The 14,640-nt window shown below is 61.1% G+C and carries 14 protein-coding genes and 1 pseudogene; 8 read left to right on the top strand and 7 right to left on the bottom strand.

The annotated features are described in order from the left end of the window. The 4 genes from CWS72_RS25800 to CWS72_RS25815 form a co-directional block, all read right to left on the bottom strand. Positions 1-2,586, bottom strand: a complete 2,586-nt coding sequence (locus CWS72_RS25800; protein ID WP_158240824.1) for a cache domain-containing protein — start codon at positions 2,584-2,586, stop codon at positions 1-3. A 64-nt stretch (positions 2,587-2,650) separates the two neighbouring features. Next, complete coding sequence (locus tag CWS72_RS25805) at positions 2,651-3,319, bottom strand: response regulator (RefSeq protein WP_101253542.1); 669 nt, start codon at positions 3,317-3,319, stop codon at positions 2,651-2,653. Positions 3,320-3,446: 127 nt separating this feature from the next. Further along, positions 3,447-3,716, bottom strand: a complete 270-nt coding sequence (locus CWS72_RS25810; protein ID WP_146002890.1) for a hypothetical protein — start codon at positions 3,714-3,716, stop codon at positions 3,447-3,449. Between the two features lie 54 nt (positions 3,717-3,770). Further along, a complete protein-coding gene (locus CWS72_RS25815) occupies positions 3,771-4,616 on the bottom strand; it encodes an HTD2 family dehydratase (protein WP_101253544.1) in 846 nt (281 codons plus the stop codon). Between the two features lie 332 nt (positions 4,617-4,948). Between CWS72_RS25815 and CWS72_RS25820 the strand changes: the two genes are divergently transcribed. The 7 genes from CWS72_RS25820 (at position 4,949) to CWS72_RS25845 (ending at position 11,365) form a co-directional block, all read left to right on the top strand. Then, positions 4,949-6,622 (top strand): putative transporter, encoded by a 1,674-nt coding sequence (locus tag CWS72_RS25820; RefSeq protein ID WP_101253545.1) that lies wholly within the window; start codon positions 4,949-4,951, stop codon positions 6,620-6,622. Positions 6,623-6,672: 50 nt separating this feature from the next. Further along, positions 6,673-6,966: a hypothetical protein gene (locus tag CWS72_RS27560; protein ID WP_146002891.1), complete on the top strand. Its 294-nt coding sequence runs from the start codon at positions 6,673-6,675 to the stop codon at positions 6,964-6,966. A 16-nt stretch (positions 6,967-6,982) separates the two neighbouring features. After that, the gene (locus tag CWS72_RS25825) at positions 6,983-7,411 is read left to right on the top strand and encodes a biotin/lipoyl-containing protein (RefSeq protein ID WP_158240825.1); all 429 of its coding nucleotides are present in this window, start codon (positions 6,983-6,985) and stop codon (positions 7,409-7,411) included. A 29-nt stretch (positions 7,412-7,440) separates the two neighbouring features. Continuing rightward, a complete protein-coding gene (locus tag CWS72_RS28185; protein WP_199175998.1) occupies positions 7,441-7,605 on the top strand; it encodes a hypothetical protein in 165 nt (54 codons plus the stop codon). A gap of 64 nt (positions 7,606-7,669) precedes the next feature. Further along, positions 7,670-8,800: a sodium ion-translocating decarboxylase subunit beta gene (locus CWS72_RS25830; RefSeq protein ID WP_101253547.1), complete on the top strand. Its 1,131-nt coding sequence runs from the start codon at positions 7,670-7,672 to the stop codon at positions 8,798-8,800. Between the two features lie 175 nt (positions 8,801-8,975). Then, on the top strand, positions 8,976-10,073 hold the full coding sequence (locus CWS72_RS27565) for a glycosyltransferase family 9 protein (protein ID WP_146002892.1): 1,098 nt from the start codon (positions 8,976-8,978) through the stop codon (positions 10,071-10,073). 26 nt (positions 10,074-10,099) lie between these two features. Further along, positions 10,100-11,365: a glycosyltransferase family 9 protein gene (locus CWS72_RS25845; RefSeq protein WP_158240826.1), complete on the top strand. Its 1,266-nt coding sequence runs from the start codon at positions 10,100-10,102 to the stop codon at positions 11,363-11,365. A 145-nt stretch (positions 11,366-11,510) separates the two neighbouring features. Here the strand turns inward: CWS72_RS25845 and CWS72_RS25850 are convergent, their stop codons facing one another. From CWS72_RS25850 to CWS72_RS25860, 3 genes are all read right to left on the bottom strand, one after another. Continuing rightward, a complete protein-coding gene (locus CWS72_RS25850) occupies positions 11,511-13,064 on the bottom strand; it encodes an acyl-CoA carboxylase subunit beta (protein WP_101253551.1) in 1,554 nt (517 codons plus the stop codon). Between the two features lie 170 nt (positions 13,065-13,234). After that, positions 13,235-13,639, bottom strand: a complete 405-nt coding sequence (gene mce / locus CWS72_RS25855; RefSeq protein WP_101253555.1) for a methylmalonyl-CoA epimerase — start codon at positions 13,637-13,639, stop codon at positions 13,235-13,237. A 72-nt stretch (positions 13,640-13,711) separates the two neighbouring features. Then, positions 13,712-14,299 carry a transposase gene (locus CWS72_RS25860; protein WP_101253552.1) on the bottom strand — a complete coding sequence of 196 codons (588 nt, stop codon included), beginning with the start codon at positions 14,297-14,299 and terminating at the stop codon, positions 13,712-13,714. A 158-nt stretch (positions 14,300-14,457) separates the two neighbouring features. Between CWS72_RS25860 and CWS72_RS25865 the strand changes: the two are divergent. Then, positions 14,458-14,640: pseudogene (locus CWS72_RS25865) on the top strand (hypothetical protein); the annotation flags it as partial.

Below are 14,640 nucleotides of genomic sequence, written 5' to 3' on the forward strand. Positions count from 1 at the left end.
TCATTCCCCCACCTTTCCCGCGCGACCGCGCTCGGCGACCGCGCGGGAAAGGATTTCCATCAGCTCATTGATGTCCACCGGCTTGCGCAACAGGGCGAAAATGCCGGCATCCTTCAAACTTTCGTCGTCCAGATTGTCTTCGGCATATCCCGAGCAAAGAATGCACGGCAGATCGGGGCATTCGGCGCGAACCGCCCGAATGAAATCGACGCCGGTCATATGCGGCATGATCTGATCCGCCACCACGGCATCCCAATCATCGCGATGACGGCGTAATCCCACTATGGCGCTCAAAGGGTCGGAAAAGGGCGAAACCTCGAAGCCTCTCCGCTCCAACGCCGTCAACAGCATGTCACCGAAATTGGGGTCGTCGTCGACGAGCAGCAGACGCCCGCCCGTCGGCGACAGCGAAGAACCGATGACGGAGGTATCGATCACCGACTCTCCGTCGGATTCATCGGATACCGGCAAGACGACCTCGATGGTGGTCCCGCTGCCGACACGGCTCTCCACGACCAGGGCGCCCCTGTGCGCGAGCACGGCCCCATGGACCATCGACAACCCCAGGCCCGTGCCATACCCCTTGTTCTTGGTGGTAAAGAAGGGCGTGAAGATGTGCTGCAGAACCAGACTCTCCATGCCGCAGCCGTCATCGGAAACGGTCAGCGACACATGCGACAACGCCGGATCGAACGAGCCCACCGCGACATGGGCCGTGCCGCTGGCGTCAACCCAGACATTGTCGGCCTCGACCGGGTTGTCCGACTCCCCCCGTGCCAGGCGGGTGAAGGCGTCGCCACGGCCGATGGTCGGGGCAACCGAGATTTTCACCTGACCGGGCTGCCCCTCCAAGGCATCGTGGGCGTTGATACAGAGATTGATCAGGACCTGCTGCAACTGATCGCGATCGCCCACCACCGGCATCGGCTCCACCTGCCCGCTAAAGGTGACCTGGGTGGTCGTCGGAATGGTGGCCGCCAGCAGGGCTCGGGTCTCATCGACCAGTTCGGTCATGGAAAAGCATTCGCGACGCAAATCGCCGCGACGGGCGAACGACAGAATCTGTCCGATCAGCGTTTTTCCGCGTTGCCCGGCGGCGATGATCCGCTCCGCATGGTGGCGCGTCGGATCGTCTCCCCCGGTGTCCTCGACGATGAAACCGGCAAAGCCCAGTATCGCTCCCAGCAGATTATTGAAATCATGGGCAACGCTTCCGGCGAGCTGGCCCAGCGCCTCCATCTTCTGCGCCTGGTTCAGTTGGCGCTCCATCTCTTCGCGCCGCCGGCGCTCCCGCGTAGCGCGGATGCCGAACGCCAGATTGTTGGCGAGGTCGACGAGGAGCGAGACCGTCTCCACCGTGGAAAAGGCGCCCGGTTCGGACGCATAGATGGTCAGACAGCCGAGCACGCCGCGCGCGCCCTTCATCGGCAGGGAAATGCTGGAGCGATATCCCCGCTCCAGGACGGAATTCCGCCAGAAGCGCATGGTGCTGTCGACTTCCGTGCAATCATTGACCTGCGGCTGGCCCGACCGGATGGCGATACCGGTCGGGCCCCGGCCCCTTGGCTCGTCGGCCCAGGTCATGCGGGCCAGGGAGAGATATCCCTCGTCATGTCCGGCAACGGCGACCGGCCGGATGGTCTTGGCCTCGTCATGCTCGACCAGGCCGATCCAGGCCATCCGATATCCTCCCGTCTCGACGATCTCGCGGCACATGCTGACGACCAGTTCCTCTTCCTCCACCGAATGGAACAAGACGGCGTTGCCCGCCCCGATGGTCCTCAGCACCCGGTTGAAACGTTCCTGTTCGGTGCGCAGGCGCTCGGCGGCTTTCGCCTCGTCGCGCAGCACGCGGATGGCCCCGGCCAATACGCCGATCTCGTCGGTCCGCTCGGTTGCCGGAACATCGACGTCATATTGGCCGGACCCGATGCGGGCGGTTACCGCCGCCAGGGCCCGGACCGGCTTGGCGATCGATTGGGAAATGAGGAAGGCGATGATCGAGACGAAGACGATGGAAAAGCCGCCGATCAGGGCGAAATCGCGCAACGCGCCCCAGAACTGGGCGTCGATATCGTCGAGATAGACACCGGTGGAAATCATCCAGCCCCACGGCTCGACACCGATGACCGACGAGACCTTCCTCAAGGGCGTTTCGCTTCCCGGCTTCGGAAACCAGTAAAAGATGTGCCCGCCGCCTGTCCTGGCCAGCCTGATCATGTCGGGAATATAGGCGTAGCCCTTGGCATCCACCTCGTTGATGAAGTTCTTGCCCTCGCGCTCGGGTTTGGTGCCGTGAACCAGCTCGTTCCCCTGCCCGTCATAGATGAAATAATATTCCCCCTCGTCGTAACGCATGCCGCGGATGGCGCTCTTGGCCAGAGACTGGGCGGAAGCGTCATCGATTTCGCCCCGCGTCGCCATTTCGTGAAACGTCAAGGCGGTGGAACGCGCCACCTCGGCCAGGTTCGTCGTCTTGCCCATGGCCGCATAGAGCATTTCGTTCTTCAGCGAGACGGCGGCGAAAACGGCAAGAATGATCAGACTGATCGCGCTAAGGCCGATGAGCCTGAACAATTGGATCATGATGCCCGCGGTCCGCATGGGCGCCCAGCCTTTCAAAGATGTCGGATCTTTCGCCTCTCGGGCGTCAGGACAAACTGCCGGAATGAGAATCCCGGGGGCCCGCTTCCGAGGTGGAGGAAACGCCCGCTTTCACCGCCGCGGCGACGGCTTGCGCGCGATTGTTCACCCCCATTTTTCGATAAAGACGCGACAGATGGTATTTGACCGTCACTTCCGGCATGGCGAAATGACGCGCGATCTCCTTGTTCGAATCCCCTCCGACAAGAAATCGCAACATGGTCAGATCGCGCGGGGTCAGTTCCTCGGAAAGCCGGGCGGAAATCTGCGCCTGCGGCTCGGACGAGACGAACTCCGTCGGGATGTAGGTGGCCCCCCCGGCAACCAGCGATATCGCCGCCGAGAACAGTGGACCTTGAAGGGTTTTTGGAATGTAGCCCTTGGCTCCGGCGGCAATACAGTCGACGACGTCGTTACGGCTCGCCACCCCGGACATCATCAACACCGGCACGTCTTCTCCGACCGCCGCGATGACGCGTCTGACCCCCTTGCCCCCGCACATTCCGGGCATCGAATAATCCAGCATGACCATGTCGGGTGTGAATTTGGCAAGCAGGTCCATGACGCCGTCCATGGTCGTCGCGGTGCGAACCTCGGCATCGGGAAAGGTTCGCGTCACCTGGATCCCCACCGCTTCCAGATAAAGCGGATGGTCATCGGCTATGACGACTCGCATGTCGGGTTCTCCACTCCTTGTTGTAGCCCCCGGAGGACGAAATGTGGTGTGGCCGTAAGGTCATCGACCGTCATATCCGGACAGGCATTACGGGTCCGATTCAATTCGAAGAGACAGGTCCCCCGTCCTATCCGAATTGATCAAGATCGATCAGCGGCCCCCCGAAAAGGATCGCCACCGACTTCATCGTCACCACGCCCACCAGCGCCAGGAACGACACCAGACAGACGATGCGCCAGAACTTGCCGAAGTCGTTGAAATTCTCGGAATCGAACAGAAAGGAAAGCGGGTTCGATCCTCGATCGAAAGCACGCGCCCTGTTTGCATAAGCCCCCCAGAAGGCGGCAAGCATCATCAGGGCGCATAACAGCAGTCTTGGGATAAATCCCAACGTCATTTTACCTCCCCCCGCCGTCGGAGCCTTGTTTCCAGCTCCGTACCACGGACAAATTCAGGCGAAGCGCGCTTGCGCCGTCATCGCCAGGGCGCCCATCGGCGAGGCGGCCCATAAATCGGCACCATCCCGGACCATCTTGCCGTTCACGGTGTAGTCGTCCGTATCGAACAATGGACTGACCGCCCGAAACTGAAAAGACGCGATGCGACGGTTGGGACAATTGTCGCGCACCAGATCCAACAGCAGGGTCGCCGTCAGCGGACCATGCACAACCAGTCCAGGATATCCCTCCTCGCCGCAAAAGCCACGGTCGTAATGAATCCGATGACCATTGTAGGTCAGGGCCGAGTAACGAAACAAAAGCAGGGGGGTTGGGTGAATGAGACGGGAAAACCGGGCTTTGACGGGAGCTGCCGGGGGAGAGGCGCCGGCGGCGCCGTTGGACTCGCGATAAACGATGTCGTGCTCCTCGACGATGGCCAGCCCCTGTGCGCCGAAAATTTCGTGTTCGACGGTGACGAAGGCCAATTGCCCCGAGCGGCCCGTCTTGACCGCGACGTCCTTGACGGTGGTGATCCGCCTCGCCCTGTCGCCGACCCGCAACGGATAATAGAAGGAAAGCCGGCCGCCGGCCCACATCCGGCGCGGCAGCGGTATCGGAGGCAGGCTGGCGCCCAGCTTCGCGTGACCATCCTCCCCGCCCTCCGACGTCTTGTAGGTCGGCAGGAAATAGAGCCAATGCCATCCCGGCGGCACCGCGTCGCCTTCCCTGGGGGATGGATCGTTTCGATCCAGACAGGCCGACAAGCCGGCCAAGGGCCGGGCCGCGATGACCTCGTCATGGCAGTCGCTGCGGCCGATCCAAGCCTTGAACGTATCGAAGGAAAGAGCAGTGGTCATGCAAACACGCTCCCGCGACGATCAATCAATTGGCGTTTTCACATCAATCCAGCCAACCCATGGCAATATTTCAGATCGGTATTGGAAAGAGGCGTCATAAATCAATCAAATTACGACGTAAAAATCAATCCGGCAGGAGAGTCTTTATACAACCGATAGACCGGGACTCGCCATTGGATACACAAAACTACCGAAAGGATAGCGATCCTTGTACAGCAGATAGCGGTCTCCGACGTCAGCGACTCTGGTGTCGCGCCCCACGGCGGGAGCTAACTCGATACATACAAGAATAATAGTGCCGTCAAGGGTTTGACGTTCAAGAGGAGAACCAGATGGATTGGTTACAAAGCCTCTTTTTCAGCGGACACGGCGTCGCCAACAGCGTCGTCGCCATCTGTCTCGTGGCGATCCTCGGCCTCGCCGCCGGAGAGATCAAGATCAAGGCCATTAAACTGGGCATCGCGGGCCCCTTGTTCGTCGGAATCGCCTTCGGCCATTTCGGCCTCAGGATGGAAAAGGAGATATTGGAGTTCGCTCGCGATTTCGGACTGATTCTTTTCGTATATGCCGTCGGCATCACCGTCGGTCCCGGCTTTCTCGAAGCATTCAGAAAGGAGGGCGTGCTCCTTAACGCCCTGGCCGCCTTCATCGTCATTTCAGGCGGCATTATCGCGGTGGGGCTCCACTTCGGCTTCAGCCTGCCGCTCGACGTCGTGGTCGGCCTGTTTTCCGGCGGAACCACCAATACGCCGTCGCTGGCGGCCGGCATGGAAATGCTGAAGGAACTGAAGGCGACCTCGGAACAGATCGGCGTCCCCGGCCAGGCCTACGCGGTCGCCTACCCCTTCGGCATCATCGGCATTTTGCTGACGATGGGGCTGGTCCGGATGATCTTCCGCATCAATGTCGCCGCCGACAGCGATCGCTGGCAGACCGCGCCGGACACGGATCGCAAGACGATCGAAACCATGAACATCGACGTCTGCAATCCGGAAATCGTCGGAAACCCCATCGGAAAGTTGCGTCCGTTGCGCGACCAGGAGGTGGTCGTCAGCCGCTTCATGCAGGCTGGCACCCAGCGCGTGGCCAGCCCGGACGATCCCGTCCATATCGGCGACACGGTCCTCGCCATCGGTCCTCGTCCGGAACTCAAGGAATTGTGCGACAGCCTGGGGCGGGAAGCCTCGGTCAGGCTCCAGGACGTGCAAAGTCCGATCAAGGCGCAGCGCCTCATCGTCACCTCGAGCCAGGCGCTCGGCAAACGCATCGCCGACTTCTCCACCTCCGGCGTCATCGTCACCCGGTTGAGCCGCGGGAACGCCGAATTGATCCCGGACCGAGCCATCAAGCTGCAATTCGGCGACCAGGTGATGTGCGTCGGAGAGGAAGAGAGGCTGCAGGCTTTCGCCAAGGTCCTCGGCAACGACCCCAAGGCCATGCAGCACACTCAGATGATACCGATTTTCCTCGGTATTTTCCTGGGCGCCTTCCTGGGCAGCGTCCCTCTTTTCATTCCGGGCCTGCCCGCCCCCCTCAAGCTGGGATTGGCCGGCGGTCCGGTGGTGATCGCCATCACGCTGTCGCGCATCGGACATATCGGCCCGCTGGTCTGGCATATGCCGGCGGCCACCACCAGCGCGCTCCGCGAAATCGGCATCACGATGTTCATGTGCTGCGTCGGCCTTTATGCCGGCAACAGCTTCATCAACACGCTCATCCACGGCGACGGCTTCAAATGGATGGCCTGTGCGACCCTCATCACATTCCTGCCGCTTTGCCTGGCCGGCCTTCTCGCCCGCGGCGTCTTCAAACTCAATTATCTGACCGTTTGCGGCGTGCTCGCCGGCAGCATGACCGACCCGCCGGCTCTGGCCTTCGCCAATGCGATCCACCCTTCGGATGCCCAGGCCACCGCTTACGCCACCGTCTATCCACTGACCATGTGCCTGCGAATCCTGGCACCTCAGATCATGTTGGCAGCCCTCTGGGCCGCCTCGACCCACTGACGGCGACGGCCGGGACCATTCCCGGCCGCCCTTCGCCGAGGAGAACGGAAATGAACGAAACGGCAATCAATAGCCTGGCCTTCATCGGGGCGATAGGAAGCGCCGTCTGGTTCGTCCAGAGCCTGAAGACCCTGATGGCCAGATCGCAACCCGAACCGGAAAGCGTGACGCCATCCAGCCAACCGGCCCCGGATCCGACGGCGAACGACGCCGCCGTCATCGCCGCCGCGATCTATGCGGTGCTCGAGTCCGGCCGAATCGTCCATATCGAAAACGACAACGGAAACAAGCATTGGGCAGCCGAGGGACGCTGGATGCACCAGACCTCCCATTGCCCCCACTAAGCACGGAAACGAACAAATGCTCAGGAAATTCAACATCAATGTCGACGGCCGCCGCTACGATGTGGAGGTCGAAGAGAACAGCAGTCTTCCGCAGGCGACGACCTGGCGCTCCTCCGTCCCCCTGGCCGTCGTTCCGGCGGCCCTGCCGCCGGCGGCGAACGCGCCCGCAGCCCAATCCCCGGCTCCGGCGCCGGTTTCCCCACCCGCCCCCGCCCATGCCCAGCCCTCCGGCGCAGGGGATGTGGCCGCCCCTTTGGCCGGCGTCGTCGATTCCATCGACGTCCGGATCGGACAGGTCATCGCCGTGGGGGATCGGGTTGCCGTCATCGAGGCGATGAAGATGAAAACCGATATCTTCGCCAAGACAGCCGGAACAGTCCAAAGAATCGATGTTAAAGTCCACGACAGCGTCGATACCGGTCAGACGCTGCTCAGCATTTCATAAATAAAATTCGTCACGATAACGAGGATCAAATGATCGTTCCGGATACAATCTACGGGGCAATTCTTCTTAGTGTGATCGACTTCTTTCTTAGCATCGTCGTCATCACCGGGATTGGAATCGTTCTGGCTGCGTTTCCTCTTCTAAACAAGGTGGGCAAGCTGGATGACGAGAAGATCCGCAACAGCAGCCACTGAGCGAAGACCGCACGGGCCCGGCCCGGCGGTGTCGATCGCTTGTGATTGAAAAAGGAAACAGGGGATGTTCGAGCAGATCTTGGGTTTTTTACAGGCAATGATCGATCAGACAGGCATCACGCATGTCTGGTGGGGAAACATCGTCATGATCGCCATCGGCGTGACGATGATTCTGCTGGCGATCGTCAAGAAATACGAGCCGTTGCTTCTCATCGGCATCGGATTTTCCTGCGTCATTTCCAATGTGCCGGGATCGGATCTGATCCTGCCGGGAGGATTGTTCAACTACGCCTATCATGGAATCGAGCTTCTGATCATCCCGCCGCTGATCTTCTTCGGCGTCGGCGCCATGACCGATTTCGGCCCGATGATCGCCCATCCGAAGCTCGTCATCCTGGGCGCCATGGCCCATCTCGGCATCTTCATCGCGCTCATCGGGGCGAAAGCCCTGGGCTTTTCCATCAATGAATCGGGTGCCATCGGCATCATCGGCGGCGCCGACGGTCCGATGGCCGTCTTCGTCTGCGTCAAGCTGGCGCCGCACCTGCTTCCCCAGGTCGCCGTCGCGGCCTATTCCTATATGGCCCTGATGCCGTTGATCCAGCCGCCGGTGATGAAGCTTCTCACCAGCAAGAAGGAACGGCTGATCCGGATGAAACAGATGCGTCCGGTGAGCCGGCTGGAGAAAATCGCCTTCCCCATCGTCATCGGCATCGTCGTCAATCTGTTCTTTCCACCGGTGGCGCCGCTGATCACCATGCTGATGCTGGGCAATCTGTTCAAGGAATGCCTGGTCACCGACCGCCTCTACAAGACCGCCGCCAACGATCTGATGAATGTCATCATCATCATCCTCACCGTCGGTATCGGCTCGACGATGAACGCCGAAAAATTCCTGACCTTCAAGACCATCGAGATCGTCATCCTCGGCCTGATCGCCTTCCTGGGGGGCACCGCCTCGGGGGTGATCGGCGCCAAGATCATGAATCTGTTCCTCAAGGAGAAGATCAATCCGCTGCTGGGATCGGCCGGCATCGCCTCGGTGCCGATCGCGGCGCGGGTCGCCCATATCGTCGCCGCCCGGGAAGATCGCGAAAACCTTCTCATCTATCACGCCATGGGTCCCAACCTGGCCGGCGTGTTCGGCACCGCCATCTCCGGCGGTATCATGCTGGCCCTGCTCGGAGTGAAGTAACTCCCCACATCCCACCCCTTCACGTCCGGCAGGAAACCTCGGGCGGCCACCCGGCCGACCGGGGTTTCGGCATCGGATGTCTTTACCCCAATGACGATCCGTCTTGTCTGCCTCCGAAGGGCGTTCTAAAACCCTAGCGTCAGATCGGACTGCGCTCGCCCAGGGAAGGATCACCATGACATTGTCCCCCGTCGTCAGCCTGTTGCCCAGCCGGCTGCTGGGGCCGGTGCGGGACGGCAAGGGACTGCTTCTGGTGGCCAGCGGCGGTCTGGGCGACAATGTTCTGCTATCCCGCGTCGTCGAGCGTTTCCTGCCCCTGGCTCAGCCCGGCGAGCCGGTGACCTTGCTGTTGCGCAAGGACGCGGCCGGGACCGCCTTCCTGTTTCCGCCGTCGATCGCCATCGAGACCTATGATTGGCGAAAATTTCGCCGCAGCCTGCGTTACCGCTGGTCGTTCGGCCTGGCATTGCGCCGACACGGTTTCCGCCTGGTGGTCAGCACCGACCATGAGCGCCATCCCCTGGTCGACGAGCTGCTGATCGCCTGTTGCGGATGCGAAGCGTTGGGTGAGGAAGGCCGACCCAATCGCAAGCTCGCCGACGTGCAACGGGCCAATCGGCGATATTTTTCGCGGCTGATCGAAGCGCCGCCCGCCCCTGCCCATCGGCTGCGCCATTGGGTCGGCCTGGCCAACGGGCTTTGCGGGCAAAACCTCCCGATGCCCAGCCTGATCCGGGAACCGCCGCCCGCGAAGCGGGACGCGGTCGTGGTCCTGCATCCCTTTTCATCGGACCGCCGGCGGGAGGCCCCGCCGGATCTGTTCGAACGCATCCTCGAAGCCATTCCGGCGGGGTATCGTATTTTATTGTCGGTGGGCCCCGGAGACCTTGAGGCCCGCCCCGACTGGCGGGCATTCGTGGCGCGGCATCAAGACCGCATCGACGTCGATGCGGGTCCTCTGCGGGCGAAATACGCCACCCTGGCGACGGCGACGGCGCTGGTGAGCGTCGATACCTGTCTGGTCCATCTGGGCACGCTTGCCAACCTTCCCACCTTTTGCCTGTGCAGCGCCGCCTACCAGGGCTGGTCGGTGCCCTATGACGCCGATTTCGCGCCCGCCGGCACCCGTTTCTATCATGGCGACTGTCCGCAGGCCGGATGTCTGGGCCAATGCGCATATCCCTTGCGCCAGGGCTGTTTTCCCTGCCTGACCGACTGGCCGGAGGAGCGTCTGTTGGACGATCTGCGCAAGGTCCTCCCGGCAAATCCCTGATTTTGCGCTTTCCCGCATTTCGTTCGATGGACGATCCCGTTATCATCGCGCCGCCGAACACCATCCCCGGCGCCCCAGACAAGAGCGGCAAATCCAGCATCATGCGATCCTCAGTCCCCGTCATCGGCACCGTGCCGCAATCCCTGCCTCCCGGAAAAATCAACTATCGGGCCATGCGCAAGCGCTGGTGGCTGTTCTGGCTGGTCGATCAGATCGTCCGCCACTGGCCGGTCTTCCGGGCCCGCAAAGGCGTCTTCGTGCCCCGCCTGGACGGCATCGGCGACATCGCCATGTTCCTGCCGGCGCTCGCCCATTATTCCGAGGTGTTCGGCGTCCCGCCCGAAGACATCACCATTTTAAGCCTTCCCTATTGGCACAGCCTGGCCGGTAATCTGTTCAAGGGTTACCGCCTGGTGCCCTATGACGGCGGCCGCTTCGAGAAGAATCCCTGGTACCGTTTCAAGATGGGCCTGTGGATCCGCCGGCAGAATTTCGCCGTCGCCGTCCTCGACGTTTTTTTCCGCAAGGCCCTGGTGCTCGACGCCATGATCTGGATTTCGGGCGCACCGAAGGCCTACGTCAGCAAGCCCTGGATCAGCCCGCGCACCCAATCCGAACACGCCTACTATCTGGGCAGGCACAGCTATATCGATACCGGCGTCTATCCGACCCACGAACTCTACCGCCATTTCACTTTTCTAAGCGCGGTGACCGGACGGACCATCGAACCGTCCATGCCTCACCTGCCCTGGCCCAAGGGCCGGTCCAAGTTGCCGCGCGACAAGAAATGCGTGGTGGTGCATTTCGGCTGCAACGAGCCGGGCCGCCGCTGGCCCTTCAGCAACTATGTGGTGCTGATCAACAAGCTGTTGGACGACGGCTATACCGTCGTGCTGACCGGCACAGAAAAGGAATCCGACGATCTCTACGCCCATCCGGAAATCCTGGAGCGGGACGGGATCATCAATCTGGTCTGTCAGACCACCCTGCCGGAAGCGCTGGACATCATCGCCGACGCCCATGCCGTGGTCTCCAACGAGACGGGGCCGGCTCATATGGCGGTGATGCTGGGCACGCCGGCCGTCATCGTCATCGGCGGTGGTCATTTCGGCAATTTCGTCCCCTATCCGCCGGAACTATGCCCGCCCAACATCCATTGGATCTACGAACCCATGGATTGCTACCACTGCTTCTACAACTGCACCAAGCGATTGGTCGACCGCACCCCCTTCCCCTGCTTCGCCGCCGTCCCCTTCGACACTGTCTGGGAGAGGCTGACGTCGATTCTCTGAGCCCGCCGCCCGACATCCCTCGTGCATTGGCTCATTCAGATGAGTCAATGCACGAGAGTCTGCAATAGCGAAAAGGCATTGACGAAATTGTCGTATCTTTCGTTTGTGTCAATGCACTGGACATGGGATGCCGGGTCCTTAAGATTTACAGCGGAATGTTGCCGTGCTTCTTCGGCGGGCGCAGTTCGCGCTTGCTCAAGAGCTTGTGCAGGGACAAGGCGACCAGCGAGCGGGTCGTCGCCGGATCGATGACGTCGGTGATATAGCCGTTCCGGGCCGACACATAGGGCGAGGCGAATTCGGCCCGATAGGCGGCAGCCAGTTCCATCGCCTTGGCTTTCGGATCCTCGGCCGCCTTCAGTTCCTTGCTGTAGAGGACATTGATGGCGCCTTCGGCCCCCATCACGGCGATTTCCGCCGTAGGCCAGGCGAATACGACGTCGGCCCCCATCTCCTGGCTGCACATGGCGAGGTAGGACCCGCCGTAGGCCTTGCGCATGATCACGGTGATCTTCGGAACGGTGGCCGAGGCATAGGCGAACAGCATCTTGGCGCCATGGCGGATGATCCCGCCCCTTTCCTGCTCGATACCCGGCATGAAGCCCGGAATGTCGACCAGGGTCACCAGAGGAATGTTGAAAGCGTTGCAGGTCCGGATGAAGCGCGCCCCCTTGTCGGAGGAATCGATATCCAGGGTGCCGGCGCGGACGGTGGATTGATTGGCGATGACCCCGACCACCATCCCTTCGATGCGGGCGAAGCCGACGATGATATTGCCGGCGAAATTGGCGTGCACCTCCAGGAATTCACCGTCATCGACCAGGCAGCCGATGACGCCCCGGACATCCATCGGCCGCGACGATTCCGACGGAATGATCTCGTTCAACCGGGGATCCTCGACCAGGGCGATTGTCGAGGACGGCCGGTGTGGCGGATCCTCGGCATTGTTGGCCGGCAGATAACTGAGCAGGCGACGGACCAGATCGACGGCATGGGCCTCGTCATCCGCGACGAAATGCACATTGCCGCTGACCGAGGAATGCATGTCGGCGCTGCCCACCTCATCCATGGTCACCGCCTTGCCGGTGACCGATTTGATGACCTCCGGACCGGTAATGAACATGAAGGCGTTGGATTTCGTCATGATGATGAAATCCATCAATGCCGGCGAATAGGCGGCCCCACCGGCGCAAGGACCGCAGATGACGGCGATTTGCGGCACCACCCCGGAAAGCAGGACATTGTGGAAGAAGACTTCGCCATAGCCGGAAAGAGCGTCGACACCCTCCTGAATGCGTGCGCCCCCTGAATCCTTGAAGGCGACCAGCGGGGCTCCCAGTTTCGCCGCGCTTTGCATCACGCTGACGATTTTCTTGGCATGGATCTTTCCCAACGAGCCCGCCGCCACGGTGAAATCCTGGCTGAAGGCGGCGACGAGCCGTCCATCGACATAACCGGTCCCCACGACCACGCCGTCTCCGGGCAAGTCCTTCTTCTCCATGCCGAAAAACCGGCAGGAGTGCTGCGCATGGGCGCCCGATTCCTGGAAGGTATGTTCCTGAAACAACGCGGCCAGACGTTCACGTGCGGTCCACAGGCCTTTTTTGTGACGGGCGGCGATTTTGTCCTCGCCTCCCCCGGCCAGCAGCTTCGCGCGGCGGGCTTTCATGTCATCGAGGAGCTTCGCGTCGAGCGTCATGATTTCTCCTGTTTCAGATAAAAAGAGCCTGCACGGCGGCCCGTTGCTACCGCAACCACCGCGAGGGTTCGATCAAAGCGATTGAATAAACGATGCGGAAATTACCCGCAGGCCGGGGAGGAAGACGCTTTCGAAATTCCCAGGCCCCGGCCTGACCTTAAGACCCGGCTTCAGGCCTGTTCCAGTTCGACCAACGCACCGTTGAAGTCCTTGGGATGCAGGAAAAGCACCGGATTTCCATGGGCGCCGATCTTCGGCTCGCCATCGCCCAGAACGCGGGCGCCGGATGCCTTCAACCGCTCGCGGGCGGCAATGATGTCGGGAACCTCGTAGCAAATGTGATGAATGCCGCCGGACGGGTTCTTGTCGAGGAAACCCTGGATGGGGGATTTGCCGCCGAGCGGATGCAACAATTCGATCTTGGTATTGTCCAACTGAACGAAGACGACGGTGACGCCGTGCTCGACAACGGATTGGGGCGCGGAAACCTGGGCCCCCAGCACGTCGCGATAGGTCCGGGACGCCGCTTCGAGGTCAGGAACCGCAATGGCGACGTGGTTGAGTTTACCGATCATGAAGGCCTCCTGCCTGGATGGGATCAATGGATCCCTTGTCGTTTTCAAAAAATCGTCGATGAGGGGAACGGTTCATTCGAGGGCGCCTTCGCGTCCCACCCACCAAACGCCTTTCCGGTGTCCCGAGACGGCCGGCACCTTGGTGAATTGATGATGGTCGGCCGCCGTATTCCAGGACGTCGACCAGGATCGCCGCGCCGGAACGGAAATCGAAAGAGCGCCGGATTGCCGGGGCAGAACGCGGCGGCCATTGGCGAAAGCCGCGACCAGCGCCGCCGGGATGGCGCCCTGACGCATCGCTTCGCGAATGCGGTGGCGCACCAGCCAGGCCGTTTTCGCCGTGACCCCCAGGCTTTCCTGCAATCGCGAACTGTTGGCGCGGTTTCTGACGGCGCACAGCAAATACATCGCGCGCAACCAGATATGCAGCTTCAGATTACTGGATTCGAACAGGGTGCCCAGCCTGACGGTGAACGGCTTGCGGCAATCGTAGCATTTGTAAAGACCGACCCGGGTGCTTTTGCCGGAAAGCCTGCCGCTGCGGCTGACGCTGCCGCAATGGGGGCAAAGCGGCCCTTTTGACCACAAACACGCCTCGACAAAGGCATAAGCGGCCTGTTCATCGTGAAAATGGGGAGCGAAGGGAATAACCGAAGACACTACCGTTCTCCTTACGGTAGCGGATCCTACTCAAAATTTTTGGGTATGGAAAGTATAATATGTGCAAAAAATATATGGTCTTTGACTTTCGGTCGAGGTAGGCTGCGCAAACTTCGGTTCAGGATTGCCAATTCCGAAAGGCATGAAGGCGCCATTCAATGAACGCAGATACGATGCCGGACAGCGTCCGGAAACCCTCCCAAACGATACAGTCCCCCACTCCCAACTCCGCCACGGCGGCCGACGGGCTTCGGCACGACTGGAGTCTTGAGGAGATCGAGGCTCTTTTCGCGCTTGCCTTCAACGATCTTCTGTATCGGGCGATGACGGTGCATCGGGAG

It is taken from the genome of Telmatospirillum siberiense (assembly GCF_002845745.1).
Classification (GTDB): Bacteria; Pseudomonadota; Alphaproteobacteria; order Rhodospirillales; family Magnetospirillaceae; genus Telmatospirillum; species Telmatospirillum siberiense.